Origin of the sequence: Halobacteriovorax sp. DPLXC-1 (assembly GCF_036903125.1) — a bacterium.
GTDB lineage: Bacteria > Bdellovibrionota > Bacteriovoracia > Bacteriovoracales > Bacteriovoracaceae > Halobacteriovorax_A > Halobacteriovorax_A vibrionivorans.
In genome coordinates this window covers 68,910-95,624 of record NZ_JAYMCO010000004.1, presented here as the reverse complement: position 1 = coordinate 95,624, position 26,715 = coordinate 68,910, and the positions used below count along the sequence as shown (strand labels likewise).

26 protein-coding genes are annotated in these 26,715 nt (G+C 36.0%); 12 read left to right on the top strand and 14 right to left on the bottom strand.

Translation table 11 applies throughout. The annotated features are described in order from the left end of the window. Positions 1 to 33: 33 nt before the first annotated feature. From VCM44_RS14530 to VCM44_RS14505, 6 genes are all read left to right on the top strand, one after another. Complete coding sequence (locus VCM44_RS14530) at positions 34 to 471, top strand: YqaA family protein (protein ID WP_334679217.1); 438 nt, start codon at positions 34 to 36, stop codon at positions 469 to 471. Between the two features lie 77 nt (positions 472 to 548). After that, a complete protein-coding gene (gene dnaE, locus VCM44_RS14525) occupies positions 549 to 4,190 on the top strand; it encodes a DNA polymerase III subunit alpha (protein WP_114706341.1) in 3,642 nt (1,213 codons plus the stop codon). Between the two features lie 47 nt (positions 4,191 to 4,237). Continuing rightward, positions 4,238 to 5,629 (top strand): hypothetical protein, encoded by a 1,392-nt coding sequence (locus VCM44_RS14520; RefSeq protein WP_334679216.1) that lies wholly within the window; start codon positions 4,238 to 4,240, stop codon positions 5,627 to 5,629. A 15-nt stretch (positions 5,630 to 5,644) separates the two neighbouring features. Continuing rightward, positions 5,645 to 6,568, top strand: coding sequence for a hypothetical protein (locus VCM44_RS14515; protein WP_114706339.1), 924 nt, complete (start codon positions 5,645 to 5,647; stop codon positions 6,566 to 6,568). Beyond that, a complete protein-coding gene (locus tag VCM44_RS14510) occupies positions 6,568 to 7,614 on the top strand; it encodes a quinone-dependent dihydroorotate dehydrogenase (protein WP_334679215.1) in 1,047 nt (348 codons plus the stop codon). The genes VCM44_RS14515 and VCM44_RS14510 overlap by 1 nt, the downstream gene beginning before the upstream one ends. A 95-nt stretch (positions 7,615 to 7,709) precedes the next feature. Then, positions 7,710 to 8,531, top strand: a complete 822-nt coding sequence (locus VCM44_RS14505) for a hypothetical protein (RefSeq protein ID WP_114706337.1) — start codon at positions 7,710 to 7,712, stop codon at positions 8,529 to 8,531. Here the strand turns inward: VCM44_RS14505 and sfsA are convergent. Next, entirely contained in the window at positions 8,526 to 9,278 is a 753-nt protein-coding gene (sfsA, locus tag VCM44_RS14500; protein ID WP_334679214.1) for a DNA/RNA nuclease SfsA, read from the bottom strand. The genes VCM44_RS14505 and sfsA overlap by 6 nt on opposite strands. Positions 9,279 to 9,361: 83 nt before the next feature. On the opposite strand from sfsA, the gene VCM44_RS14495 reads away from it, so the two are divergent. After that, positions 9,362 to 10,714: a hypothetical protein gene (locus VCM44_RS14495; RefSeq protein WP_334679213.1), complete on the top strand. Its 1,353-nt coding sequence runs from the start codon at positions 9,362 to 9,364 to the stop codon at positions 10,712 to 10,714. Between the two features lie 9 nt (positions 10,715 to 10,723). Here VCM44_RS14495 and VCM44_RS14490 read toward each other — a convergent pair whose 3' ends face one another. From VCM44_RS14490 to VCM44_RS14480, 3 genes are all read right to left on the bottom strand, one after another. Next, complete coding sequence (locus VCM44_RS14490) at positions 10,724 to 12,583, bottom strand: Lnb N-terminal periplasmic domain-containing protein (protein WP_334679212.1); 1,860 nt, start codon at positions 12,581 to 12,583, stop codon at positions 10,724 to 10,726. Between the two features lie 47 nt (positions 12,584 to 12,630). Further along, on the bottom strand, positions 12,631 to 13,062 hold the full coding sequence (locus tag VCM44_RS14485; protein ID WP_114706333.1) for a DUF3015 family protein: 432 nt from the start codon (positions 13,060 to 13,062) through the stop codon (positions 12,631 to 12,633). A 129-nt stretch (positions 13,063 to 13,191) separates the two neighbouring features. Next, positions 13,192 to 14,559, bottom strand: coding sequence for a hypothetical protein (locus VCM44_RS14480; RefSeq protein WP_114706332.1), 1,368 nt, complete (start codon positions 14,557 to 14,559; stop codon positions 13,192 to 13,194). A gap of 178 nt (positions 14,560 to 14,737) precedes the next feature. Between VCM44_RS14480 and pyrE the strand changes: the two genes are divergently transcribed. The 3 genes from pyrE to VCM44_RS14465 all read left to right on the top strand — a co-directional run bounded on the left by pyrE (position 14,738) and on the right by VCM44_RS14465 (position 17,897). Next, positions 14,738 to 15,370, top strand: a complete 633-nt coding sequence (pyrE, locus tag VCM44_RS14475; protein WP_334679211.1) for an orotate phosphoribosyltransferase — start codon at positions 14,738 to 14,740, stop codon at positions 15,368 to 15,370. 139 nt (positions 15,371 to 15,509) lie between these two features. Beyond that, a complete protein-coding gene (locus tag VCM44_RS14470; RefSeq protein ID WP_120404599.1) occupies positions 15,510 to 16,781 on the top strand; it encodes a citrate synthase in 1,272 nt (423 codons plus the stop codon). A gap of 87 nt (positions 16,782 to 16,868) precedes the next feature. Continuing rightward, a complete protein-coding gene (locus tag VCM44_RS14465; RefSeq protein WP_334679210.1) occupies positions 16,869 to 17,897 on the top strand; it encodes a small ribosomal subunit Rsm22 family protein in 1,029 nt (342 codons plus the stop codon). 65 nt (positions 17,898 to 17,962) lie between these two features. On the opposite strand, the gene VCM44_RS14460 is transcribed toward VCM44_RS14465, so the two are convergent. From VCM44_RS14460 to VCM44_RS14445, 4 genes are all read right to left on the bottom strand, one after another. Continuing rightward, entirely contained in the window at positions 17,963 to 18,472 is a 510-nt protein-coding gene (locus VCM44_RS14460) for a hypothetical protein (RefSeq protein WP_334679209.1), read from the bottom strand. Positions 18,473 to 18,665: 193 nt separating this feature from the next. Then, positions 18,666 to 19,085 (bottom strand): hypothetical protein, encoded by a 420-nt coding sequence (locus VCM44_RS14455; protein WP_120404602.1) that lies wholly within the window; start codon positions 19,083 to 19,085, stop codon positions 18,666 to 18,668. Positions 19,086 to 19,152: 67 nt separating this feature from the next. Further along, positions 19,153 to 19,422, bottom strand: a complete 270-nt coding sequence (locus VCM44_RS14450; RefSeq protein WP_120404603.1) for a type B 50S ribosomal protein L31 — start codon at positions 19,420 to 19,422, stop codon at positions 19,153 to 19,155. A gap of 131 nt (positions 19,423 to 19,553) precedes the next feature. Further along, positions 19,554 to 19,850 carry a hypothetical protein gene (locus tag VCM44_RS14445; RefSeq protein ID WP_120404604.1) on the bottom strand — a complete coding sequence of 99 codons (297 nt, stop codon included), beginning with the start codon at positions 19,848 to 19,850 and terminating at the stop codon, positions 19,554 to 19,556. A gap of 115 nt (positions 19,851 to 19,965) precedes the next feature. Between VCM44_RS14445 and rpmG the strand changes: the two genes are divergently transcribed. Beyond that, positions 19,966 to 20,142 carry a 50S ribosomal protein L33 gene (gene rpmG / locus VCM44_RS14440; protein ID WP_120404605.1) on the top strand — a complete coding sequence of 59 codons (177 nt, stop codon included), beginning with the start codon at positions 19,966 to 19,968 and terminating at the stop codon, positions 20,140 to 20,142. A 59-nt stretch (positions 20,143 to 20,201) separates the two neighbouring features. Here the strand turns inward: rpmG and VCM44_RS14435 are convergent, their stop codons facing one another. After that, the gene (locus tag VCM44_RS14435; protein ID WP_334679208.1) at positions 20,202 to 20,495 is read right to left on the bottom strand and encodes a hypothetical protein; all 294 of its coding nucleotides are present in this window, start codon (positions 20,493 to 20,495) and stop codon (positions 20,202 to 20,204) included. 158 nt (positions 20,496 to 20,653) lie between these two features. On the opposite strand from VCM44_RS14435, the gene VCM44_RS14430 reads away from it, so the two are divergent. Beyond that, positions 20,654 to 21,181: a hypothetical protein gene (locus tag VCM44_RS14430; RefSeq protein WP_334679207.1), complete on the top strand. Its 528-nt coding sequence runs from the start codon at positions 20,654 to 20,656 to the stop codon at positions 21,179 to 21,181. Between the two features lie 28 nt (positions 21,182 to 21,209). On the opposite strand, the gene VCM44_RS14425 is transcribed toward VCM44_RS14430, so the two are convergent. From VCM44_RS14425 to VCM44_RS14405, 5 genes are read right to left on the bottom strand one after another with little or no spacing between them, the layout of a single operon-like run. Then, the gene (locus VCM44_RS14425; RefSeq protein ID WP_334679206.1) at positions 21,210 to 22,151 is read right to left on the bottom strand and encodes an ABC transporter ATP-binding protein; all 942 of its coding nucleotides are present in this window, start codon (positions 22,149 to 22,151) and stop codon (positions 21,210 to 21,212) included. A 19-nt stretch (positions 22,152 to 22,170) separates the two neighbouring features. Continuing rightward, positions 22,171 to 23,136: an ABC transporter ATP-binding protein gene (locus VCM44_RS14420; RefSeq protein WP_334679205.1), complete on the bottom strand. Its 966-nt coding sequence runs from the start codon at positions 23,134 to 23,136 to the stop codon at positions 22,171 to 22,173. Positions 23,137 to 23,154: 18 nt separating this feature from the next. Beyond that, on the bottom strand, positions 23,155 to 24,054 hold the full coding sequence (locus tag VCM44_RS14415; protein WP_334679204.1) for an ABC transporter permease: 900 nt from the start codon (positions 24,052 to 24,054) through the stop codon (positions 23,155 to 23,157). Next, positions 24,054 to 25,079 carry an ABC transporter permease gene (locus VCM44_RS14410; RefSeq protein WP_120404609.1) on the bottom strand — a complete coding sequence of 342 codons (1,026 nt, stop codon included), beginning with the start codon at positions 25,077 to 25,079 and terminating at the stop codon, positions 24,054 to 24,056. Before VCM44_RS14410 ends, VCM44_RS14415 begins: the two co-directional genes overlap by 1 nt. 13 nt (positions 25,080 to 25,092) lie before the next feature. Continuing rightward, a complete protein-coding gene (locus VCM44_RS14405; protein ID WP_240406493.1) occupies positions 25,093 to 26,694 on the bottom strand; it encodes an ABC transporter substrate-binding protein in 1,602 nt (533 codons plus the stop codon). Positions 26,695 to 26,715 lie beyond the last annotated feature (21 nt).

Sequence of the window (26,715 nt, the reverse complement as noted above, 5' to 3'; positions counted from 1 at the left end):
TTAATTGTTTGAAAATAATCATAATGATGAACAATGGACCTTATTCAAGAATATGGGGTTTTTGGCCTCTTCTTAATCTCATTTGCAGCAGCGACGATCCTGCCTTTTAGTTCTGAAGTATTTCTCTTTAGCGCTGTAAAACTAGGACTTCCCAAGACTTCAATTTTCTTGGCCGCAAGCTTTGGTAATTTTCTCGGTGGAGTGAGTTGTTATTACCTTGGCCATCTGGGGGAATTAAGTTGGTGTGAAAAATTCTTTAAAATTAGTAAAGAGAAAGTTCTTAATTTTCAACACCACATTCAACGCTTTGGGGCCTTACTTGCTTCACTTACATGGATGCCAATAATTGGTGATCCCATGGCCGTGGCACTAGGATACTTTCGATGTCGCGTCGCGCCTACTTTTATCATGATGTTCATCGGTAAAGCGTTGCGTTATGTCTTTGTTATTTGGTTAGCAAATGAATTATAAGAATATGACAAAACACCTGGAAAATGGGATAATTAAATGCACAACACACTAATAAAATAAGACATTTTGAGGAATCCATGGAACAAGATAGTAACATCGAATCGAATGACACTACCGAAGCCAACGAAATTCAGAAATCATTAAAAGAAACACACCCTGATAGTTTTGTACATTTACACCTTCATACACAGTATTCACTACTGGATGGAGCGATCCGTTTAAAGGATTTAATACCTGAAGCTCAAAAGCTTGGTGTTCCTGCAATCGCACAAACGGATCACGGAAATATGTTTGGTGCTATTGATTTCTACACTCGTTGTAAAGATGCAGGTATAAAACCAATTCTTGGTTCTGAAATTTATTTTACTCCTGGTTCTCGTTTTGATCGTCGTGCTGCCAAGAAGTCTGCTAATATTAGCTCTCAAGATGCTGAAGAGTCTTCAAGACAAATTCACCACTTAATTCTTCTTGCTAAAAATAATACTGGTTACCAAAACCTATGTAAGCTTCTATCAAAAGCCTACCTTGAAGGTTTCTACTATAAGCCTCGAGCGGATGTAGAATTACTTCGTGAATATTCAGAAGGTCTCATTTGTACGACTGCTTGTTTAAAAGGTGAGGTTGGTTATAACTTCTTTACTGGTCAAGATGAAAAGGCCATACGTGCAATTGAGAAACTAAGCGATATCTTTGGACCGGAAGACTTCTATTTAGAAATTCAAGAAAACGGTATTCCTGAGCAAAAAATTGTTAACGAAAAGGTTATCGACTTTGCTAAGAAAAATAATATCAAATTAGTTGCAACTAATGACTCTCACTATATGACGCCAGAGGATGCAACTGCACAAGAAGTTCTACTTTGTATTCAAACAGGTAAGACTTACGCCGATGAGAATAGAATGCGCATGACTTCAAATGCATTTTATTACAAATCACCAGAAGAGATGCGTGCCGCTTTTCATTATTGCCCAGAGGCCTGTGACAATACTCTGGAAATTGCAGATAAGTGTAATGTTGAACTTTCTTGGCATGATGATGATGGAAATCAAATTTATCATCTACCTGATTTTGAAATTGATACAGGTGAAACTCTTGATGAGTATTTCATAAGAGAGGTAAGAGAAGGACTTCAAGCTCGTTTTGATGGCCCGCAATTTAGAAATATTGTTAACCAACCGGATTGGGAAGAGCAGAAACCAAAGTATTATGAGCGTCTCCAGTATGAGATGGATCTCATTATGCAAATGGGATTCGTTGGATACTTCCTTATCGTTGCAGACTTCATTCAATGGTCAAAAGATAATGGAATTCCTGTAGGCCCTGGACGTGGTTCCGGAGCAGGTTCTCTCGTTGCTTATGCCTTAACGATTACCAATATTAATCCACTTCCATATAATTTACTATTTGAGCGTTTCATTAACCCTGAGCGTATTTCCATGCCTGACTTTGACGTCGATTTCTGTCAAGCGGGACGCCAGCGTGTAATTGAATATGTAACGCAAAAATATGGTGAAGATAAAGTAGGACAAATCATTACCTTTGGTAAGCTTCAAGCAAAGGCCGTTGTAAAAGACGTTGCTCGTGTATATGACTTAACATTTGCTGAAGCCAATATGATTTCAAAACTTATTCCTGATGAGATTGGAATTACACTTGATAAAGCAATTGAGATGGAGCCAAAACTTCAGGAGTTAATTGAAACTGATCCTAAGATTCGCCAAATCTTTACCATCTCAAAAAGACTTGAAGGACTCTATCGCCACGCTGGTATTCACGCGGCCGGTGTTATCATTACATCTGAGCCTCTTGTGAATTACTGTCCATTATTTAAAGGGGCAAAGGGTGAGAAGGTTGTTCAATTTGATAAGGACTTCTCTGAGTTAATTGGACTTGTTAAATTTGACTTCCTTGGGCTTAAAACTCTAACCGTTATTGACTACGCTTCTGACTTTATTAAGCGTGACTATATGCCTGACTTTGATATCGAGGCAATCGACTACGAAGATAAGAAAGTTTATGACTTGATTTCTGAAGGGGATACAATTGGTGTTTTCCAACTGGAATCTTCAGGGATGCAGGATTTATGTCGTCGTATTTCACCAGATACTCTCGATGATATTACGGCCATTAATGCTCTTTATCGTCCAGGTCCGATGGGCTCGGGAATGCACGATGAATTCGTTGAGATCAAACACGGCCGAAAAGAAGAGACTTATCCATTTGAAGATCTTAAGCCAATTCTAAACGATACTTACGGAATCATCATCTACCAAGAGCAGGTTATGAATATTGCTCGTAAGGTTGCTGGTTACTCTCTTGGACAAGCGGATATGCTTCGTAAGGCCATGGGGAAAAAGAAACTTAAGGAGATGGAGCGCCATAAGCAAATCTTCTTAGATGGTGCAAAAGAAAGAAATTACGATCTAAAGATTGCAGAAACTCTTTATGATCAAATGGCAAAGTTTGCGGAATATGGTTTTAACAAATCACATGCCGTTGCTTATTCTTATATTGCTTATCAAACAGCATTCTTAAAAACTTATTATCCACCAGAGTTCTATGCAGGACTTCTAAGTACAGAACTTTCTAATACAGATAAGATCACGACAATTATTAACGATGCTAGAAAGCATGATATTGAAGTGCTTGCTCCTTGTGTTAATGAGTCCCTTTGGCTCTTTAACGTTGTTGATGGAAACCTTCGTTTTGGTATGGGTGCCATTAAGGGTGTTGGTGAAGGTGCTGTCGAAGAAATTATTCGAGAGCGTACAGAAAATGGGCCATTCGTTGGCTTTGTTGACTTCTGTGAGCGTGTAAATTTACGTCAAGTTAATAAGAGAACTATTGAAGCATTAATTCGCGTTGGTGGATTTGATGGTTGTGAAAAAGAACTTAATCGTCGAACGATGGTTGAGAATATGGAGATGGTTGTTGCCTTTGCTCAGAAGCGTCAAAAAGAAAAAGAGATGGGACAAACGAATCTCTTTGATCTTGGAGAAGGTGCAGAAGATACAGGTGCAAATAAATTAGATATTGATTATGTTAGCGACTGGGATGATCGAGATAAACTCCTTCAAGAAGCAGAGCTAATCGGAGTCTACGTTTCAGGTCACCCGCTTGATCGTTACCAAGGTGTTATTGAACAAATGGCATCGATGCCAATTGGGAAGATTCAAGACATTGATGGGCAGTCAAAAAGGGATATGGTTCTTGCGGGGATGATTGTTGAACGTAAGAATATCATGACAAAGAAAGGGGACCGCATGTGTTTTGCTACCCTAGAAGATTTGTCGGGTAAGATTGAATGTATCATTTTCCCAAAGACCTTTGTTCAGTATGAAGAAATTCTGGCAACAGATGATCCTCTCATTATGACTGGACAAGTGAACCTGGCAGAAGAACCGCGAAAATTCTTCCCATCTAAGATACAAAAACTTAAAGAACAGGCCGAGGAGCGAGTGTCATCAGTTAGACTAAATGTTGATACAGGTTCACTAAATGAAGGCCGTCTAAACCGTCTTAAGCAAACAATATTAGGTCATAGAGGGACTGTTCCACTGCATATTATTTTTGAACATGAAAATGGTAAGGCCCGTATGCCACTTGGAAGTGATTATCTTGTTAACCCAACGCCACAGATGGCCGCGAAAATTAATGAGATTTTTGATGCAGACGCGGTGAAGTTTATTATTGATGGAAAAATCAGTGATGTAAGGTAAAATAAATACGTAAGTTATTAAAGATTAGAATAAATCTAGGGATGGATATGAGAAAACTGATAATTTTACTCGCTTTTTTAGGCACAAGTGCGACTTTTGCGGCCAGTGTAACAGCGAAGGGTCAATTCACATCAAAGCCAGGTGACACCCTCTCTTTCATAAAAAAGCAACTTTATGCCAATACAGTTCGTAATGTATTAGATTCAGAACTTCAAAAACTTGGCCTTGATCGAAAAACATTTTGGCAAAATTACGAAACAAAGTTTGAAGAGCACTTTGCTCCTATAAAAGAAAATTATGATCAAAAATTTGGTGCAGTAGATGAAGAGGGGAATCCTGTTCAATTAAGTGCTGCCCAAAAAGATCGATACGATCGAGGACTTCGATATAAGAAACTTACTTCACAAGCTTCTTATGGAAAGTTCAATTCTATTATCACTTCATATGCGATTAAGAAGATGTCGAAGTCTCTATCTCGAGCTGATACTCACTACATTACAATTAACGCTAAAGTTAATCGTAAACTTGTTTCAGAGATCTACTATCGATTTATTGGTACAGGTAAGAACCGTACATTCTCAAGACTATATTTGAATATCAATTACAAGTTAAATGATCTGACTTGGGAAGAAGTAGGTGTAAGTTCAAAATCAAAATTTACTGATGTTGTTGAAGAACATTGGTTGCAAGAGCTTTCTGCCAGCGTTGGTGGTGTTTTCCTAGATGGTATTGAAGTTGTAAACCCGTCAACTCGACAAGAAATCTATGAGCATTTAAAACAGCCCCTTGCTCAACTAAGAGAGGGCAATGACACTGCTATTTTTGGCTCACGCCAAAATGAACTTAGAAACTCTCTTATGATGAACTTAGATATTACATTATCTAAAGAGTACAAGGACGAAAAGCAGCAGATCATTAATATCAAAACCTTTGGTGGTTTTGTTCTAACTGACTTACGTGATGGTGCTGTGGTTACTTTTACTGATTTTGCTCCAGCTTCTCAGGAGTATTCGACAAAAGACCCACATAAGCAAAGCTCTGAGATCGCAAGTTTTGTTTATCAGCTTCCAATTAGTGAAATGAAGTCATTAAAGAGAACTGTTAAAGAAAAAGTCTCTATCAAGAACTCATTTGAGATCGTATTAAAAAATACGAAAAATATTAATGAAGCTTTTGATTTTGCAGGAATGCTAAAAGAAGAAGGTGTTGTTTATTTCTTTGATCCACAAATTTCTGCAACTCTTCGTAATGTTGTTAATATAACAATCACTTTTTCTGGTGATAAAGATAAGGCAATGGAAGTCTTAGAAAAGTTTAAAACAGTTAAACTTGGTGATGAGGCCATCGTAAAAAGAGATGATACTCTTCCATTTGTTTTTAATGTTATTCATAATAATGAAAGTCCATTAACAAAAAAAGTTGAATCAAAGAGACAGTAATAAGGCATAAGAGTTATGAGGAAATATTTTTTACCAATTTTATTAATCTTAGCAACTTCTTGTTCACTGCTTGCTCCACCTCAAAGAAGAGATAATCGTGGACGTCAAGCGAGACCAATGGAGAGGACACACTTTACAGGTGTTAAGAAGAAAGTTGCCCTTTTAACTTTTTTCAATGAGTCGCCGTTTGGAGGTCAGGACCTTGGTGTTGTGGCAACAGAAGAGCTTAGACGTGAAATAAATCGAACAGGTCAATTTATTGTTGATCCAATGTCTGCAAGACTTTTTGGTTCCTCAAAACAGGTTTACTCACAAGGTGGATCTAAGCTTGTACAGATGACAAGAAAGGCCAAAGGTGAAGGAATTAACTTCGTGATTTTTGGGCGTATCATTGAGGCCCGAGTCAGAGAAAAGTCAGATGAGGTTGGCTTTGTTAGAAGTACAAAGAGTTATAGTGAGGCAAAAGTCGAAATTCGCATCTTTGATGTAAATTCAAATAAAGAAATCTATACTGACACCTTAAATGGTTATGCTGATGATAAGAGTTATCGATTCTTTAAATCAGATCAACAATCTAAATCAAAATATAGACAAGACCTTCTAAGGTATGTCGTTAAGGTTGCAGTTAGAAGGTCTATTCCTCGAATCCTAGATACCGCCGCAAAGCTTGAATGGGTTGGACGTGTTGCAAAGATTATAGGAAATAATATCTATGTTAATGCTGGAAGAGATTCAGGACTTAATATTGGTGACGTCTTAAAAGTTGTAACAGAAGGTGTTGATATTTACGATCCTGAAACTGGAGCTCTAATTGGTGTTTCTAAAGGTGAAGTGAAGGGAACTATTGAGATCATTGACTATGTTGGACCTGATGCTTCAATTGGTATTCTCCATTCTGGGGGCTCTGTTCACGAAGGTGACTTTGTAAAGTTATACTAATGGTTTATTCAGCTTTAAAATCTCTTCTTTTTAAACTCGATGCCGAGGATGCTCATGATTTAACGATAAAGTTAATGGAGAGCTTTCCTCTTTTTGCATCTTTATTTAATACTCATATTGATCCCAAAACATGTTTAAAAGTTGGGAACCTAACGTGGAAGTCTCCCGTTGGACTTGCTGCTGGGCTTGATAAGAATGCAAGGGCCTATGAATTCTTATCTCAAGTTGGCTTTGGCGCTATTGAAGTTGGAACTGTTACACCTCGTCCACAAATCGGAAATGAAAGGCCAAGGCTTTTTCGCTACATAGAAGAAGAGTCTATTAGAAATTGTATGGGCTTTAATAATCTGGGCTCAGACTTTATGTATCAGCAAGTATTAAAGCTAAAATCAAAAGGCCTAAGTATTCCTCTAGGCGTCAATATTGGCAAAAATAAAACAACACCTGATGAAGAAGCTCCTAAGGATTATGGACTTCTTTATCAAAAGTTTAAGGATATAGCGGATTATATTGTTATCAATGTATCTTCTCCTAATACTCCTGGCCTTCGTTCTCACCAAACAAAAGATGCGTTAGAGAAATTATTTAAGGCCTTAGATAGGAAAGAAGAAGAGGTGGATCTGTATCTAAAAATAGCACCAGATATTGAAATGGATGAGATCGATGCAATTCTAGAAACAGCTGCTAAGTTTCATCTAACAGGTATTATCGCTACGAATACAACGATTATGCCAGAAAGGGGAGTTGGTGGCATTTCCGGAAAGCTTCTTTATAAGAAAGCACATAATATTCGTAAGGCCTGTTTAGAAAAGATTAAAAACTATCCTTCACTTGAATTTATCGGTGTTGGTGGTTTTGCTAGCTACAATGATGTGGTTGAGTATTGGAGAGCTGGGGGGCGAGCACTACAAGTTTATTCAGCTTTCATTTTTCAAGGACCTAAATTACTTTCTTCTATAAATGAATCAATTCAAAGTGATTTGGCCCGTCTTGAGTTAAAGTCTATTGATGAACTCATAAATTATTATCAAAGAAAAGCGCTCTAAGTACCTGATTATTAGAGCGAGAGATAAAGTATTGCTTAATATTTTCTTGATCTTGACCGACAAGTGATTAGGTTGGTTAATATTAAAGGAAAGCAATGATAAAGAGCTTTATCAACACTGTCGTTCTCGCTTCTATATGTGGGGCGGTTTTTCTAACAAGCAGTGATATCGAAACAACAATTATGCAAGAAATTGGTCAAGGAACGAATCCGTATAAGCATGTGGATCGCTCACCTGATTTCGTTAAAAGAACAATTGCTTCGATTTCTGATGATGTTAACACACGAGCATTAAAGAAGAGAAGAGTTGAAGATATGCATATTTATAAGTCATATGAAGAATCTCTTTCTCAGTTAAAATCATGCTTGCGCACTATCTGTGATGAATATTTTAAAAGTGATGAAGTTTCTGAAAACTATGATCGTTATGAGCAATTAGTTGCTTCAAAGATTAGTGATAAGGTTAATAAGCTTTATAATTTCACACTTAAAAGAGGTTTTAGGTCACATTCTATTGTTACAACGGCCCTTGATCTAATTGATATTCCACATGATGAACTAAAGAAGAATTCAGTTTTATTATTAAGTACTCAAAAGAGTGATATTAGATCTCTCAATGCTATCGTTAAGCTTGCAAAGAAATCTCAAAATCGAGAGCTTACTAATTTACTAATTCATGAGCTAGATCGTTATTCTAAGTCCGAAAGCTTTAAGCATAAGGTAAGTGATCAGATAATTAGTGAAATACAAGCTTCTCCTGCTTCAAGTGACTCTATTCTTGCAACTCAGATGTCTCGTTTTATTACTAAAGAGAATTATCTTAAGTTTGGAGAACTACTAACAAAGATTCCAACTGAGAGTAAGGTCTACTCAAGTATTATTGGTCAAATTGAAAAGATTGAATCAACAAACTTATAATTTGATTGGAATTTTCTTTGCTAATTTTATTTCTTCTTCATTCATACTTAGCTGATAAGCAAGGATTTTAACTCCTTTTTTCTTGGCCTCATGGAGAAGCTCTTTATATCTTTTGTCCACATCGCTTACATTAAAGCTTTTAATATCTTCCCTTGAAACAACGTAGAGCATGGTTGCTTCATGGCCTTGTTCCTTTAATTGCATTAACTCTTCTAAATGCTTTTGTCCTCTTGTGGATACAGCATCTGGAAATTGTGCTTGATCATCAACTTTTAGAGTAACATTTTTTACTTCCATAAAGTTGTACTTTACTTGTGAGTTATCTAACTCAAGGTTTTTCTTATCAATCTCTTTATTGCTAAGTAGAAAGTCGATACGACTTTTTCCAATTTTTACTTCGCTTTTAAAGTGAGAATATTTTGAAAGCTCCTTTATAGCGCCATTTTCTAATGCTTCTTGAACAAGTTTATTTGTTAATCCAGTATTGACCATGATCCATGATTCTCCATTTGAGATCATCTGAGCAGAGAACTTAAGTTTTCTCTTTGGGTCATCACTATGGGTCATTAAAACCTTCCAATTAGGCTCCCAGCAGCTTTTCATGCTCCCTGTATTGGCCAAGTGAGCTGTATGAATTTCATTCTTATCGTAATCCTTGAATTTCTTAGTTAGTTTAAAATCGAGTAGGAAGCGCTTGTAGCGCTCAACAATTTTTCCTGTTACTAAATCTTTCTTATTCAAATGCATTTTTTTCCTTTTGGTTTGTAATGCTAACTATCTGTAATTGTATATGCTACAATATCTGTAGAATATCATTTAAAGAGGAATTTGTGAAAACTGCATTAATTATCTGCGATAATGAGGTCTTAAATTCAATTTATAGCGTTAATTTGAAAACCTATACAGAGTTGAACCTTATTTTTGAATCGAACTTAGACAAGGCGTTGATTCATATTGAAGATCCAGATGTGGCAATTGATGTATTAGTTACGATGGCAAGTATTGATGGAGAGGATACTGCATTATTGGCATATCATAACTGCATTGAGAACGACCGAGATATTCCTTCTATTGTAATTGGTGAAGGTGACTTGATCCCAGATGAGAATCATATCGTTAAAAACCAATTTGATATTCCTGGAATTATTCAAAATATTTTCAAATCACTTGGAATGAATCCAAAAGAGGTCTTAGCAGTTATTACTGAAGACTTATATGAGATGCCAATCCGACTTTTCTTCCCATTTAAGAAAGCATTCTGTGACACATATTATATGCTAGAAAATAATGGCCAATCTGCTCCAACTAAAATCTTTGATAAAGAAAGTGATGTGTGGCCAAAGGTAAGAGAATTCCTTGATCAAGGTGTATCAAATTTACTCATACCAGCTAAAGAGCGTTTTGCTTTCACAAAAAAAGTTACTCAACTACTTATAGAAAGTATGGAGCAAATAACTCCAGAGACTCCACAACAGGAATCTTTAGACTTTGTTGAACAAAGTATTGATGCTGTTGCTGAACAATTATTTGAAGATCAAGAAGTTACAAAAGAAGTCATTCAATTATCTCAGATGTGTATGGATACAATGGAAGAGGTTATTGAGGATGTTCCTGATCTTAAATCTCTGCTTAAAGACCTTGCGGCACTAAAGTCTGGATTTCTCTATAGTCACTCAATTATTGCAGGTTACGTTTCTACTCATATTCTCGATAATGTTGAATGGGGCGGTGATGCGCACAAAGAGAAGTTAAAGTTTGTTCTTTATTTTCATGATATGTACCTAGTTCAAATCTACAAGAAACATCCTGATCTAATGTATGAGGATAAGCTTATCTTTGATCCAAATATCACTGAAGATGAAAAAGAAATCATTATCAATCACGCAAGTGAGGCAGCAGATGCTATTAGACGCTATCCAGGTTGTCCTCTAGGTGCAGATGTTATTATTATGCAACATCATGGTACTCCTAATGGTCAAGGTTTTGCCACAAGCTATAAAGATGATATTTCACCACTCGCAAAAGTTCTTATTATCGCTGAAGCCTTTACGGAAGAGATCTATCAAAAAATTGAAAATAAAGTTCCTGTAAATGTTGAAGAGATAATGGAAAAACTAAAAGAGCGCTTCACAAAGCACACTTATAAGAAAATTATCAATACACTGGCAAATATTAAAATATAAGATATGAGGCTAGTAGAATAGATTTAGTCCTGCATAACCTTGTTGGTAAAACTTATCTAAATATTCGTATCCAATTTTAAAACTCATTTTCTTATTTAAGTGATAACGACTTTCAAATTCAACTTCTTGTGTCTTATTAAATTTCGACTGATTACGAAATAGGTATTGGTAGGAGCTATGAATAGAGTATTTATCGTGACTATAAACGAAGAATAGCTTTGGGCCGTAGCTTAACATATAATCTAAATTTGAATTATATATATAAGCATTCTGAGTAGCTGCTAAAAGTCCAAATATAAAGCTATCATTACCATATACTTGTCCAATATTTAGATCTAAGTATGGACTCAAGTTACGATTACTAAACATTTCTCTTTCTTTGTATCCAACCTCGAGTTGGAAACTAATATTATTAGCAAAGCTTCTTACTGGTCGATATGCTTCAATATTGGCAAGCCTCACTTCACTTAGACGAAATTGTTGATCTTGATATTTATTATATGTAAATTCTAGACTAAAGAGTTCTGTCGTACTCATTGGCAGAAAGCCGTTTGGAGTATCAAGTTTATCGTGTAAAGCTCCACGCCAGCCAATTTGTAAATAATCTCCATTAGTATCAACATTATTTCTAATATCAAATCGTCCCGTTAGGTGTCCTTTATGGGGAGCTTTATCATAAACTTCCTGATAGCTAATTTGCTTTGGCCTTGCGGTTAATTTAGATCTTGCCTTATTGATTTGAAATTTCTGCTTTCGGTATTCAAGTTTTTCTTTATTGGCCAAAGTTGTCGTCGTATCGACTTCTGCATTTTCAAAATCAACATAGAGATTATATGTGTCTAGGACAAATATATCACTTTCATTATTTTTAATTTCGCTTAATTGATACCTCTTATTTATGAGATTTTGAAAAAGGCTACTTTGATACTTATCCATATTCTTGATATTTAAATTTATTTTGGTATAAGAAGCCGGTCTAAATTTTACGTTTCTTATAATCTCGTCATTCTTATAAAGAGCATAAACTGTATCAACAGGAGGTACCGCTATACCCAACTCTTCAAGAAGCTTCCATTCAGGTTTTATCGCGTCTAAGAATGCTAGAATATGATAAGAGCAATTTTCACTAAGGTAGTAATAATCAAAATAGGCCCTATTCATTTCATAGAGATGGGCCTGAAAATAATCGACTTCATTATCAGATAAATTTAATTCATAATCCCATAAATCTCGAGATTCCATATCATTGTATTCTTTGACCTTCACGTAATAGGGCATAAGGGTAAATTCGCCTTTAAAGCCACCTGTAATTCCTTTATATCCGTAGACAATAGGATTTACAGTGTCTACTTGGGCAGAGAAATCAACTCCATAATCAAGGAGATCATTATTTTGTTTAATAGAAGTTTTTGATCTTAGCCTTAAAAATGTATGACCGAATGTTGAGGCAGGTTTTTCTATAAAATAAGACGAAAAAATTAGGGAAACAGAATCGACACTGAGTTTTTTTACAAAGGCCTGATAGACTTCACAGTCTTTTAAATTAATTGATGAAGGTATCTTTTTATACTTTTTTAGAAATTTCACTCGTGCTGGAAAAAGACATTTAGGGTGCTTATTCATGTCTTTAATAGGGGCTGAAGTGATTTCTTTTATTGATGCATTCAGCTCACTTGTTGGGTTTGTCATTCCATCTTTTGCCAAAAAGTATTTTTTTGATTTAACAGCAGACTGATAACCACCAAAGAGTGTTTTTTGATAACGCATTAATGATAAGAATTGTGAAGAAAACTCGATATTACTTTGTTGGCCATAGGTATATGGCCCTAAGATTAAAAGAGATATTATTATGATAACTTGTTTTAACATTGTATTTCTTTAAAATAAGAAAGAGGGAGGCATCTCCCTCTTTTTTTTTATATTAATAAAACAGACTTAATATTTTCATGAACCATCTGTGCAGTTGCATTATCTGCAAAGATTAGATCAAAATTACTTTTTAAAATGTTCTTATCTGCGTTAGTTGCATTAATAAGGGCAAGGTAAGCATCTAGACTTTCACCTTCACCTTTTGCAATATCAGAAGAGAGTGCAATCATATTGTTTTCAACAAATGAAACTGCAGCAACTCTTGCTGTTTTAGCATCTTCACATTTTAAAGTTCCTGTAGACATTGCAAATGTCTGGTTACTAAAGATTCCGTTTGTAATACCAGCTAAAGCATTAAGAGCTAAACCTGACTTTCCTTCAAAGATTACGGCACCAAGACCACAACCTGCTGGGCCATGGGCCGCAAATGCAGTTGATGTAAGTACTGTAAAAAGAGCTGCGCATAATAATTTTTTCATCAATAAACTCCTTAATATTGAATGTATGATTTACAATAAATAGAGTTTATCTCAGGGCCAATAAATGTAAACTAAAGAACGGAAGTTTTTTAGATGAGAAATCATAATGAAAATTAAGATTTTTTTTACTTACACAATCGTTCTTTGTAATGCATTTAGTGGGTCTTTGAAGTTTCCTTGGTTGTAAACTTCTTTCATCTCTCTAAAGATATTGAGAAGATTCTTCTTTCCACCAGTACTTGTACAAAGTCTTAGGATGAAATTATTTGCTAAGATAAATGCACATGAATGTGCTGTAAGTTTATTGGTACTTAGGTTATTAGGAAAACCGTCACCTTTAGGTTTTTCGTGGTGTTGCGCGATAACAAAGTCTGCTTCAGGATAGCCTGTAAAATACTGTGCTATTTCTGCTGCCTTAATAGGGTGGATACGATAATTTTCCTGTTCTTCTTCTTTAAACATTTTCAGCTGTGGATCTTCTAATGATTGAATACTAATAAGGTCTTCATTCTCAAGCATTGAATCATATAAAAGAGAGGCAAGACCAAGTTTTTTCTTAGATGTCTCAGACGCCCAGCCAAGCGCTTGTAAGATAAAGTGCGATAAATAAAGAGTCATAATTGCTTGAGTGGCAATATCAAATGGCCCACTCTTTGGAAATAAAGAGAGTACGTTACGATACTTCTTATTCTCAAGAACAATATCGCGACTACAAAGAATAACCTTGTCGCATAGATTAATCACATTCTCTGATACACCAACAGTCTTCACATATTGATGTATAAGAAGTACGGCCTTAATTTGGTTTTCGATAACCTCTTCTTGCTTTAACTTCTTCTTGCTCTCAAAGACTTTTAATAAGTTCTCAATTCCTTCCTCTAAAAACTTTAAGTAATCATTCTTTTTTAAATAAAGTACCTTAATATTCTTTCTTGCATAAGAATGAATCGTTGAATGAGAGTATTTCTTATTTGCAGAAATGATTTTTGTATATTTTGTTTGAGTTAGTTCTAGATAAACATCATAGGCCAATGTTTCAAAAAGATAGAAACCTCTAATCTTCATAGGTAGAAGGTCATCTTCTTCAAATTCTTCAATACTTGAACCAAAGTCTTCACTTTTTACCCAAGCGAGTGCTTTATTGACCGCCGTTACAAAGTCTTCTTCTTCGATAGGTCTAAAAAGGGCCGAAGAAGATTCACTTCTTGCATATAGCGCATCAGGAATCCTTTCTTTTACCATTGCCTCCATACCAAGGAAGATAAAAGGTCTTTGACCAGTAATGGATAGAATTTTTCCAGCAAGTTGAGAAGGGTCCTCATTCTTTAATGAGACTTCGATTAGGATCATAGCAAATGGACCTTCGAAGCTTAGTAAATCGATTGCATCGTCACCACTGATTGCACAGTGTAGTTGAATATCAGGAAAGCAGTTAGAAAATGAGTCTCTTATATATCCCCATTCATCTTTCTCATCACAAATATACAATGCCTTCAAAATAACCCCTTAATTCATTATTTCATCTTAATTATGTATTTCTTATGCCCACTCATCGGTAAGTTATTGAAATAATAAAATTTAGTTAGTTAAATATTTGTAAATCAGTTGATTATTATACAATGATTCTTCTTTTTAAGATGGATAATTTTGATTAAACTAATTTAAAGGGGTTAGCATGCATTCTAAAATTCAAGATCTTGTAAAAGAGATGATAAAATTTGGCTTAATTAAAATTTCACCACAAAATCCATTTAAATATGCTTCTGGTAAAGAAGGGCCGATTTATTGTGATAATCGTCTCATGTCTTCAGATCCAAAAATGTGGGCCTTAGCAATAGAGCTCTTAAGTGAGACGATAAATAATAAAAATCTTAAATATGACTTTATAACTGGTGTCGCCACTGCTGGAATTTCACATGCGGCCGCATTGGCATATGCTCGAAAAGAACCAATGAATTATGTTCGCTCTAAACCTAAGTCTCACGGGACAGGTAAGATAGTGGAAGGAAAAGTTGGCGAAAACAGTAAACTACTTTTAGTTGAAGACCTGGTAAATCAAGGCTCAAGTATTGAAAAAGTCATAAGGCTTATTCGCGATCAAGGCCATGTGGTAGACTCTGTTTTGTGTTTGGTGGACTACCAGACACCTAATGCGAAGAAGGTGGCAAAAGAGTTGGAGATTGATATCTTTTCACTAATAAATTTAAATCAATTAGCCGATATCTGTTTGTCTGAAGATATTATTAATAAAGAAGGCCATCAATTACTGATGAGATGGCAGCAAGACCCTGATAATTGGCAGGTCTAAATTGTGCGACGCATGTTTTAGACGCAAGACGTGTCGACATATCTTGCAAAAGAATATATGTATCATACTAATATTATTCGTATTACCTTAACATCTATATGTTTTTAAGTTATTCCAACTTAAATTTTGGAGGAAACAAATGGCCGAAAGTGCAAAAATAGAAATCAATGGTCAAACGATCGAAGTTCCAACTCTTAAAGGAACTGAAAATGAGCTCGCTTTAGATATCTCAAAGCTTAGAGCACAAACTGGAGCAATTACTCTAGATATCGGTTTTGTAAACACTGGATCATGTACGTCAAAGATCACTTTTCTTGACGGAGAAAAGGGGATCCTAAGATACCGTGGTTACCCAATTGAACAACTTGCTGAATCTTCAAACTTTGCTGAAGTATCTTATCTTCTATACAACGGGGAGCTTCCAACAGCTGCTCAATTAGAAGCATTCAACAAAGATATTGCTGCTTCAAGTAAGCTTCCTGGTGGAGTCGAGAAGATCATTGATCAATTCCCTGGTTCAGCACACCCAATGGGTGTTTTAGCTGCTGCTATTTCATCATTAAGTGGGTTTTATCCTGAATTCCTAAACCCTGAGGCAACTGAGGAAATTAAGAATAAGGCAATTACTCAAATGATGGGACAAGTTAAAGTTATGATGGCGCAATTCTATCGCAAGACGATGGGGAAAAGCCCTCTAGCTTCAAACGCTAAGCTTGATTACTCATCAGACTTCTTAAACTTAATGTTTGATGGTGAAGTTGATAAAGATGTAGCAGATGCTCTTGATACTTTATTAATTCTACACGCAGACCACGAACAAAACTGTTCAGCATCAACTGTAAGAGTTGTTGGTTCATCTCATGCTAACGTATTTGCTTCAATTGCAGCTGGTGTTACAGCTCTTTGGGGACAATTACACGGTGGAGCAAACCAAGCTGTACTTGAGATGCTTGAAGAAATTAGAAAAGATGGTGGTGATTACCAAAAATTCATCGAAAAAGCGAAAGACAAGGAAGATCCATTCCGTCTTATGGGATTTGGTCACCGTGTTTACAAGAATTTTGATCCACGTGCAAAAATCATTAAAAAAGCATGTGATACAATTCTTGAAAAGCTTGATATTCAAGACCCTCTTCTTGACATTGCAAAAGGTCTTGAAGAAGTTGCTCTTAAAGATGAGTACTTTGTTAAACGTAACCTATATCCAAACGTAGACTTCTACTCAGGTATCATCTACAAGGCACTTGGTATTCCAACTAATATGTTTACAGCAATGTTCGTATTAGGACGTCTTCCAGGTTGGCTATCTCAGTGGAAAGAGCTTAGAGAAGATGGTGTACGTATTTCACGTCCACGTCAGGTTTACATGGGTGAGAATGAAAGAGATTACACGCCAGTAATCAAAAGATAATTTTAAGATAAAATTATGACGATATTTAGGGCCTCGATATGAGGCCCTTTCTTTTGGCCTTTACTTAGCCTCTAATTAGGAAAGAAAATGTTTGATTATGATGCAATTTTAAACTCTCTATTAAATCCAAAGTTAAATAAGCAACAACTTGGCAAGCTTGTTCAGATTCAGTCGCAACAATTTACAAGTGAGCGTAAAAACTTAAAGGAGAACTACTCAAATGAGGATTTGATAAGTGCATATACAGCATTCTATTTCCCAACAAATGCATATAAATTAGACTTTCTCTTTTCTCAATTAAGTGAGGAGAGTTTGTCTGCAATCTCAGAAACGACGATTATTGATATTGGTTGTGGCCCTGGAACTTATACTTATGCTGCTGCCAATCTCTTGCCTAATGTAAAAGAGTTCATTGGTGTTGATGAAAGTGAGTTAATGCTTAAACAGGCCAAGAAGCTTAACGATGAATATTTTAAAGAAGATAGGGTTTTCTTTAAAAACCGTGTCCCTCAAATTGAAAACTCAACGCTAATCTTTGGTAACTCTTTAAATGAAATGGGAATGAAGGTAGCTTTTAAGCTAATAAAGAACCTCAAGCCTAAGTTCATCATCTGTATTGAGCCGGGAACCAAAGAGGTCTTTAAAGAAGTTTTAGAGCTTAGAAGAAAACTATTAAACCTTGAGTATAAAGTTAATTATCCATGCATGGGGCAGGGAAGTTGTCCTCTTCAAGAAACTGATGATTGGTGCCATCAGTCTATTAAAGTAAGTCTAGACTATGAACTTGAGTCTTTATCACAAGTGGCAAAGCTTGATCGTAAGGTTATGCCTGCAACAATTCATCTCTATAGTTTAAGTGATGAAAATAAGCCCGTCGTTGAGAATGAGGCGCGCTTAATACGTCTAAAGAGAATTGTGAAACATGCTTATCTTTGGGAAGTTTGTACAATAGAGAATAAGATTGTGAGCTTAGAAGTTCCAAAAAAACTCTTTAAAAAGAAAATGCTTAAACAATTAGATGCTATCTCTTCTGGGATAAAGCTTTCTTATACGATCGATAAGAAGCTTGAAAATTCTACTTTTAGAGTTAAAGAGATTGAAGTTGAAATTGATTAAGATAAGTATCTAATGATGAAAATTAACAAATAAAAAAGGCCTGTTTTTCACAGGCCTTTTATTTTTTAATTACTTGCTGGAAGTCTTTGTAGTTTTACTGGAATAATATCTCTAAGTTCTATTTCATTTTTAAACTCAGTGACTTTCATTTTTTTGATTTTATTCTTTCCGTAATAATAAGTTTTCTTTGAAATCTCTTGAGTCATAAATGCCGTATCAAGATCATCTAATAGTCTTCTGCGATTATTTTCTAAAGAGCTTACATAATTCTTTGTTGCATAATAATTTTTTTCCTGTGCTCCAGCAACACCTCCGAAAGGGGCCCAAAGGACTGAGGCCGGCCAAAATAATAGGTTTGTAATTCCATGACCTACATTGCCATTATAAAAGTCACCAACACCAGGAAGTACATTTAATACTGCGGCAGTTACTTCATCTTTTTCTTTTACTGCAATACCTTCAGCTTCCCATTCTGCTAACTCTCTTTTTTGTTGTGAATTCATATTTGCACAACTTGTAACAAGTAAGGCCAATGAAACTATAGCTATTGTTCTTGAAATTGATTTCTTGATCACACGTCCCCCTTAGAAAAGAAAATCTTATTTTTGATATAATAACTTCGGTAAATTTTGATAAGTTCTTTAAAGAAATCTTTTCTAAGTTGTTGAAATCACAGGCTTTTCTTTAGGCGGTCTATAAGTATAACTCTCAAGTACTTAGAATATCTAAGCTTAAAAATATATGTTGGGATAGGATTTTTTTCTAATATTACTGAGACTTCTTTAATTCTTTTACTTCATAAATGATTTTTTCTTTATTCATTTTAAAGTGGGGCATCAATAGAATAGGGGATAAGACATCTTTAGCAAGCTTTCTCATTTCCTTTGTCTCAAGGATTGCCATGAGCTTATTTATTTCTTCTTCGGAGTATTTGTCTTTAATACGTTTGACTATCTCTTTCTTCAGGTCGATGAACTCTGTATTCTCGTCAATAATCTTTTCAAGTTTTTTATTATCAAGACTTTTAGCGGACTTTTCAATAAGCTGTCTTTTAACGAAATCGGCACGCTCTTTTGAGTCATTAATTAAATACTGTTCTTTAAGTAAGATATCAGCAATATAGTTAATTTTATTTTCAAGCTTAGCAAATGCTACTTGAGTAATAAGGATTAGGATTAAGAATTTCATTTCTTAATTATAAACAAAAAAGCCTCGCGATGCGAGGCCTTTATATATCTTAAATTTAAAAAGTAAATTAAGACTTTTTCTTCCCAAGTGAAGCGTAAGAAGTACCAAATTTCTTTCTGAATTTGTCGATACGACCTTCAGTATCAAGTACTTTTTGCTTACCAGTATAGAATGGGTGAGATGCACTAGAGATATCAAGTTTTACGTATGGGTAAGTTTTCCCTTCAAACTCAAGCTCAGCATCTGCTTTGATTGTTGATCTAGTGATAAATTTTAAGTCAGCAGAGATATCGTGGAATAGAACGTCTCTGTACTCTGGGTGGATACCTTTTTTCATTTTAAACCTCTTTTTCTCGCATTGCTTGTTACAATGCTATTTTCTACGTTTAAGTGTTCTAACATTTAAGTTTGAGATTTGAGCAATTTCGCTTATATAGCAGAAATTGTCAAGAGTTTTACTCCTTGCGGCTAGTGAGCACTGCAAGAACTACAACCTCCGCCAGACTTATCTGTCGGGTCGTTAAATTGCCAATGTCCATAGTTTTCATTTATTAATGAAATTGCTGACTTTAACGACTTGAAATCACGTTGAAATACTTCTTTATCCTCACCATCGACTACTGTTACAGAGTAGAGGATGACCTCTCTTATTGCTCCGTTTGTCTCTTCTACATCGCCAGTCATGCCAATAAAGGCCTTAAAATGCTCACTATTGTAGTGGGCGAAGTTCCAATTCTTCAAATTGACTAAGTTTTGTATTTCCATGCAGTATTTTTAACAGTTGGCCCTTGCCATGACAATGTATTTCTAGTAAGTTTCTTACCTACGATTACTAAGTTATAAGAGAAATTTTAGGTTTATATATTTTTAGGAGGCAGTTATGGCAAAGGGGCCAAGAGTTATTATTACACTTGAGTGTACAGAAGCGAGAAAGAATGGACAAACTCCATCTCGTTACACAACAACTAAGAACAAGAAGACTAATCCAGAAAGATTAGAAATCAAAAAGTACAACCCTTTCTTAAGAAAGCACACTGTACACAAAGAAATTAAGTAATTAATTATTTAAATTCAGATATAAAAAAGGCCCACTTTTTAGTGGGCCTTTTTTATTAGCTATTTTATTTCTGGTTCAAAGCAGAATTCTTGAAACTCATCGTAGTTAACTGGACCGTAGTCATCATCATAAGTTACTGTATAATCCATGATGTAGCATACTTCTGCTTGTGTTTCTTCAATCGCATAAATATCGTTAATTCGATATCCACCTTCATTTGGTCCACAATTAAAACACATAAACTCAACCATTTGCTCATAGTATGGGTGAGACGAAAATTGATCTTCGTTTTCAATCCAAGCATGTGTTGAAGTAGAAATTGTTAGTATTAAAGCAAGTAGAAGTGATTTCATAGGGGGCCCCTTGTTAAGAATACATAAAATAGTGTCGTACTTGGGGTTTATGTAACAATACTAGACACCATCGTCAATTTTTACAATTGAGTAGAGACTAAAGCTACTTATTGTTATTTTCTCTCATATAAATATTTCACATATCCTGGGGGGGAAGAATGAAAAAAGTAATCTTGGTCATTTCCATGGCCTTAGCAATATCATCTAATGTTTACTCACAGACATGTTCCAAACAATATAAGCAAGATGTTGCAAAGTTTAATGATAGTAGATTGGTTAAGATGTCGACTCATGCACATAATGGAGTTCACTACGTTTCAACTTATGCATTAAATGCAATATTTGGTTTACATGTTTTTCCTGCATTTCTAGCCTATCCTATTTTCTTAAGGGTGATTAAAGCGCATCAAGATAAACTGCATTTCTATATCGATTTACTTGAAGGTGATAATGGTTCTGAACAAATGAATGAACTTCTTAATGCATTATATGAGCCTGGGATGACAATTGATATCAGTGCAGTAAGAAGTGAATTAAATTATTTGAATGAGTCTGGTGCCCTTTGTGATGGCTCAGTTTTTAGCCGAGTAACTGGACATGGGCCACGTCATCGTCGTCGTAAGGTTGCAATCAAGGTTCCTTCTAAGGAGCGCTTGGTAAAGCATTTAAAAAATGTATTAAAATAGAATATAGGCCTCGCTGAGCGAGGCTTTTTTAATTGGCAATTACTTCGTGGCAGAAAACACTTCTTTGGTCGATATCACGACATTCAGGAATTTCGCTCTTACAGGATTCTACAGCAAGCGGACAACGAGTATGAAAGTTACATCCTGATGGAGGATCAAGAGGTGATGGTAGTTCCACATCCTTAAGAGGAGGGAAGGCTTTTATCACTTCATTTTCCACAGCGTGCGCACTTTTTAAAAGTGTCTTTGTATATGGATGGTGAGGCGTCTCAAATATCACATCACTCTTTCCATATTCACATACCTTTCCAAGATACATGACAAGAACTTTGTCTGCGATATAGCGTACAACAGAGAGATCGTGAGAGATAAAGATATATGTTAGATTAAATTCTTTTTGAAGATCTCTTAAAAGATTTAGAACTTGTGCTTGAACAGAGACGTCTAATGCTGAAACAGGCTCATCCAAAATAAGAACCTTTGGCTTTAAGATCAGGGCACGTGCAATACCAATTCGCTGGCGCTGGCCACCACTAAACATATGTGGGTACTTATGGGCGTGCTCGCGTCTTAGTCCAACTGTTTCCATTAGATCACAGGCCCTTTTAAAAGCTTCTTTCTTTGTCACTTTCTCATTTATTAAGAGTGGGTCTGCAATAATCTCCCAGGCCTTTTTTCTAGGATTAAGGGATTCCAGTGGGTTTTGAAAAACCATTTGAATATTGTGATATAACTCCTTAGAGCTCATTTGAGAAAAGTCTTTTCCAGCTATTGTGATACTTCCACCCGATAAAGATTCAAGTCCCATGAGGCATTTTGCAAGAGTGGATTTTCCGCAACCTGATTCACCTACAATTCCTAGGGTCGATCTTTCTTGTAAATTAAAACTCAGGCCATCAACGGCCTTTACAGTTTTATCTCCCACTGGGTAATGCTTCTTTAAATTTGTAACTTTTATTGTATCAATCATTATTTTATTATCCGTTAGATTAGTTGTTTAAAGGGTGAATACATCTTAGAGAGCGATCATCATGAATGATTAGTTTTGGTAGATGATTACATTCATTACTAGAGTATTCACAGCGCTCCTTGAATTGGCAGCCTGTGGGCCTACCTGCAAGGTCTGGTACCATTCCTTTGATTGAATAAAGGGGAGCGTCTATATCGTTTGCAAATGATGGTATTGATTGTAGAAGTCCAAATGTATAAGGATGCCTTGGGTGTGCAATGACATCATCTGTTGGTCCTTTTTCAATTACTTCACCTGCGTACATAACTTGTAATGTTCTCGTAAAGTCTTTTACAACAGCAAGATCGTGAGAGATGAAAATTACGGCCATACCTGTCTCTTTCTGGATCTCGATTAAAAGGTCCAGAATCTGTTGTTGAACAGTTACATCAAGTGCTGTTGTTGGCTCATCTGCAATTAGAAGCTTAGGATCTGATGCAATGGCCATGGCAATCATCACTCTTTGTGCCATTCCTCCAGAAAGTTCGTGAGGATATGATTTCATTCTCTCTTTTGGAGCCGGAATACCAACGAGTGTTAAAAGCTTTTCGACTCGATTCTTTCTATCGGGCTTAGCCATTGTTGGATTATGAATTTTTAAAACTTCTTCAATCTGATTTTCTACTGTGTAGCAAGGATTTAAGCTACTCATGGCATCTTGGAAGATCATACTAATCTCACCACCGCGAATCTTTTGCCATGATTTTTCGTTAAGGCCTTGAAGATCAACTCCATCAAAGCTTAATTCATCAGCAGTGACTACGGCGTTGTCATCGAGGAGTCCCATAATGGCCATACTTGTAATACTCTTACCACATCCGGATTCTCCAACAATTCCTAAAGTCTCACTTTTTTCAACGTCAAAGGAAACATTTCTAACCGCGTGAACAAGACCTTTTTTTGTCTTGAAGTGGATATTTAAATTTTTAACTTTTAATAAATTCATAGCAATATTTCTCTTTTCTTATCTCTTAAGTTTTGGATCAAGTGCATCTCTAAGCCCATCACCAAATAAGTTTAGGCCAAGTACGACTGCTAGAATGCAAAGTCCTGGTAGCGTGACAAGCCATGGAGCACTTTGTATATAAGGCCTAGCATCACTTAGCATAATTCCCCATTCAGGAGTTGGAGCTTGAACACCTAGTCCTAAGAAGCCAAGGGCCGCAGTGGAGAGAATCCCTTCTGATAGTCCTAGAGTAATTTGAACAATTAATGTTGCCATACAATTTGGAAGAATTTCCTTTAGCATGATGCGAATAGGAGAGGCCCCAAAAGTTTTAGCAGCTTGAACGAATTGTAGGTCTTTGATTTCCATAACATTGGCACGAATTAAACGTGTAAAAGATGGAACACTTACAAGTGAAACGGCAAAGACCGCATTCATAAGTCCTGGGCCAATTACAGAGACAACTATAATAGCGAGAAGAATACTTGGGTAGGCCATGAGAATGTCAATAAATCGCATAATCACAGCATCTGTCTTTCCACCAAAGTAGCCTGCAAGAAGTCCAAGAATAGTTCCAATTACAGCTGATATACATACAATTGATATCCCAACAAAGAGTGAGACTTGAGCACCGTAAATAAGTCGGCTTAAAACATCACGTCCAAGATCATCTGTTCCTAGTAAGAAAGAAATATTTCCACCTTCTGCCCAAATTGGTGGAATACGAAGTTGTCCTTCAAAGATTTCACTTTGCCCATGAGGAGCAATGATAGGAGCGAGTAGTGCTATAAGAATAAATCCTATAACTAAGGCCAGTCCAAAGACTGCACCTTTGTTATCACTAAAATGATCCCAAAAGTCTTTTAATAACTGAATATTTGTTATGTTTGAATCTTGTTTAATTACTTGGTCACTCATTATTTTGAACCTGAAATTTTAGGGTTAACAATCGAGTAGATTATATCCACGCATGTATTGATGAAGATAACCATCAGAGCAATGAAGAGAATACCTCCTTGTATTACAGGGTAGTCTCTAGCGTGAATACTTGCCACTAGCCAACGGCCGATACCTGGCCACGAGAAGATGGTCTCTGTAAGAATTGCTCCTGTAATGATACTTCCAAAAAGAAGTCCAATAACAGTTACGATTGGTATAAGTGCATTCCTTACAGCGTGTTTCCATACAATCTTTTGATAACTTTGGCCTTTTGCTTTAGCTGTTTGGATATATGGTGCTTTTAAGACCTCAAGTACACTTGATCTTGTCATTCGAGAAATAACAGCAAGTGGAATTGTCCCCATAGCAATTGTTGGCAGGATAAGGTGTTTTAGGGCCGAGAAAAATGGTGCTAAACCATCAAATTCAATGACCTCAGGATTAAGCGTATCAAGTAGCATGAAACCTGTAATACTTGGTACTTCATAGAAGACATCTAACCTTCCTGAAACAGGTGTGATTCCCATATTAACTGAAAAGACAATAATGAGAATTAATCCCCACCAAAATATTGGCATTGAATATCCCACTAGTGATGTACCCATTAATAGATAGTCTATAAAAGAATTACGCTTTAAAGCTGCATAGACTCCAGCAGGGATTCCTATTAGGATGGCAAATACCATCGCACATACTCCAAGCTCTAAAGTGGCCGGAAAGCGAGAGAAGAACTCATTAACTACTGTTTGCTTCGTCACAATGGATTGGCCAAAATCTCCTGAGAAGATATTTTGTATGTAGAGAAAGTACTGCTCTAGAATTGGACGATCGAGTCCTAGTGTTTTTTGCATGGCCGCATAGACTTTAGGATCAGCACCACGTTCACCTAAAAGAAGAAGAACGGGGTCACCTGGAACTAAGCGAACAATGATAAAGGAAAATAAGCTAATCCCAATTACTGTTGGGATTAGCTGAAGAAAACGTTGTTTTAAGAAGTTTTTCATATAATTTAATTACTTATTCGATAGAGATATCAGTAAAGATGTCATTTCCAAGAGGATGAATTTTGAATCCCTTTACATTATTTCTCATGGCACGGTGAACTGTTGAGTGAAAGAGTGTTATCCATGGAACCTCTTTTTTAAATACTTCTTGGGCCTCAAGATAGTAGTTAGCTCTTTTCTTTGGATCGTTTAGCCTCTTTGCCATTATAACCTGACGGTCATAATCCTTATTACACCAATTTGCATAATTAGAGCCGGCCTTAGCTCCTTCACAGCTTAATAACATATATAAGAAGTTATCAGGGTCTCCATTGTCACCAGTCCATCCCATTTGAATCATTGAATGTTCACCAGCGTGTGCCTTCTTTAAGTATGTAGGCCAATCATATGTCACAAGCTCAACCTTGATACCTATTTTTGCAAGATCTTCCTGCATTAATTCACCCATTTTCTTTCCATTTGGATTATATGGACGAGATACCGGAAGAGTCCAAATTGTTGTTTCAAAACCATTTGGAAGACCTGCTTTTTTTAATTCTTCTTTTGCCTTTTGAATATTGTATTCATATGGAGTGATATTGTCGTTATAACCCCAGATTGTTGGTGGCATTGGGTTCTTTGCAACATTTGCAAACCCAAGATAGATAGGATCAATATAAGAGTCACGATTTAGGGCATAGTTTATTGCTCGTCTTACATGGATATTATCAAAAGGCTTCTTTTCAGTGTTCATAGCAAGGTATGCAACATTGAGACCGGCACCATCTAATACTGTTATATCTTTATTTGCTTTTAGTGCTGCAATATCTGTTGGTGCAGGCTGAGTCGCAAGGTGGCATTCTCCTGCAACAAGTTTCTGCGTTCTAACTGAAGGATCAGGAATAATAGAAAAAACCATTCTCTTAATTTTTGGAGCACCTTTAAAATAGTCTTTATTAGCAGTATAACGGATCATTGTATCTTTCTGATATGATCCAAAAATAAATGGGCCTGTTCCAACTGGTTTACGATCGAAATCTTCAGGTGTTTTGGCCGCTAGCATTTTTTCACCATACTCACGCGAAAGGATACTTGTGAAGGCCATTGCAAAGTTTGCAAGTAGGGGAGCTTCTGGGTGATGAAGTTCAATTTGAACTTGGTACTTATCAGTTTGTTTAATATCTTTGATAATATTAGACATTCCCATTCCATCCCAATATTCATAGATACCACCGCTTACTTTATTATATGGATGGTCCTTTTTAAACATACGGTTTAGAGACCACACAACATCACTTGCATCAAGCTGTCTTGTTGGTTTGAAATATTTTGTCGTATGAAATTTAACACCTTTTCTTATATTAAATGTATAAGTTAGTTGATCTTGAGATACAGTCCAACTCTCAGCAATGGAAGGAATGATATTAGTGCTTCCAGTTTCAAAACTTACAAGTCGATTAAAGAGTGGGTAAGCTGCCGCATTGTGAGATGGGCCATCAGTTAGAAATTGAGGATTAAATCCTGAAGGTGAACCTTCTGAACAGTATACAAAAGTACTCTTGTTTGCTCCGTTCTTTCCTGAACAAGACACAACGAGTAGGGCCACCATTAAAATGGCCATTAGGTTTTTAATCATTACTAAGCTCCCTTAATGATT

Excerpts from the sequence above, each read along its gene's own strand:
- VCM44_RS14465 (WP_334679210.1), top strand. The coding sequence starts at position 16,869 with ATGTTTGATTATGATGCAATTTTAAACTCTCTATTAAATCCAAAGTTA.
- VCM44_RS14490 (WP_334679212.1), bottom strand. The coding sequence starts at position 12,583 with ATGTTAAAACAAGTTATCATAATAATATCTCTTTTAATCTTAGGGCCA.
- VCM44_RS14455 (WP_120404602.1), bottom strand. The coding sequence starts at position 19,085 with ATGAAATTCTTAATCCTAATCCTTATTACTCAAGTAGCATTTGCTAAG.
- VCM44_RS14530 (WP_334679217.1), top strand. The coding sequence starts at position 34 with ATGGACCTTATTCAAGAATATGGGGTTTTTGGCCTCTTCTTAATCTCA.
- rpmG (WP_120404605.1), top strand. The coding sequence starts at position 19,966 with ATGGCAAAGGGGCCAAGAGTTATTATTACACTTGAGTGTACAGAAGCG.
- VCM44_RS14520 (WP_334679216.1), top strand. The coding sequence starts at position 4,238 with ATGAGAAAACTGATAATTTTACTCGCTTTTTTAGGCACAAGTGCGACT.
- VCM44_RS14445 (WP_120404604.1), bottom strand. The coding sequence starts at position 19,850 with ATGGAAATACAAAACTTAGTCAATTTGAAGAATTGGAACTTCGCCCAC.
- VCM44_RS14420 (WP_334679205.1), bottom strand. The coding sequence starts at position 23,136 with ATGAATTTATTAAAAGTTAAAAATTTAAATATCCACTTCAAGACAAAA.
- dnaE (WP_114706341.1), top strand. The coding sequence starts at position 549 with ATGGAACAAGATAGTAACATCGAATCGAATGACACTACCGAAGCCAAC.
- VCM44_RS14415 (WP_334679204.1), bottom strand. The coding sequence starts at position 24,054 with ATGAGTGACCAAGTAATTAAACAAGATTCAAACATAACAAATATTCAG.
- sfsA (WP_334679214.1), bottom strand. The coding sequence starts at position 9,278 with ATGCATTTGAATAAGAAAGATTTAGTAACAGGAAAAATTGTTGAGCGC.
- VCM44_RS14430 (WP_334679207.1), top strand. The coding sequence starts at position 20,654 with ATGAAAAAAGTAATCTTGGTCATTTCCATGGCCTTAGCAATATCATCT.
- VCM44_RS14410 (WP_120404609.1), bottom strand. The coding sequence starts at position 25,079 with ATGAAAAACTTCTTAAAACAACGTTTTCTTCAGCTAATCCCAACAGTA.
- VCM44_RS14435 (WP_334679208.1), bottom strand. The coding sequence starts at position 20,495 with ATGAAATCACTTCTACTTGCTTTAATACTAACAATTTCTACTTCAACA.
- VCM44_RS14510 (WP_334679215.1), top strand. The coding sequence starts at position 6,568 with ATGGTTTATTCAGCTTTAAAATCTCTTCTTTTTAAACTCGATGCCGAG.
- VCM44_RS14405 (WP_240406493.1), bottom strand. The coding sequence starts at position 26,694 with ATGATTAAAAACCTAATGGCCATTTTAATGGTGGCCCTACTCGTTGTG.
- VCM44_RS14485 (WP_114706333.1), bottom strand. The coding sequence starts at position 13,062 with ATGAAAAAATTATTATGCGCAGCTCTTTTTACAGTACTTACATCAACT.
- VCM44_RS14425 (WP_334679206.1), bottom strand. The coding sequence starts at position 22,151 with ATGATTGATACAATAAAAGTTACAAATTTAAAGAAGCATTACCCAGTG.
- VCM44_RS14515 (WP_114706339.1), top strand. The coding sequence starts at position 5,645 with ATGAGGAAATATTTTTTACCAATTTTATTAATCTTAGCAACTTCTTGT.
- VCM44_RS14450 (WP_120404603.1), bottom strand. The coding sequence starts at position 19,422 with ATGAAAAAAGGTATCCACCCAGAGTACAGAGACGTTCTATTCCACGAT.
- VCM44_RS14470 (WP_120404599.1), top strand. The coding sequence starts at position 15,510 with ATGGCCGAAAGTGCAAAAATAGAAATCAATGGTCAAACGATCGAAGTT.
- pyrE (WP_334679211.1), top strand. The coding sequence starts at position 14,738 with ATGCATTCTAAAATTCAAGATCTTGTAAAAGAGATGATAAAATTTGGC.
- VCM44_RS14505 (WP_114706337.1), top strand. The coding sequence starts at position 7,710 with ATGATAAAGAGCTTTATCAACACTGTCGTTCTCGCTTCTATATGTGGG.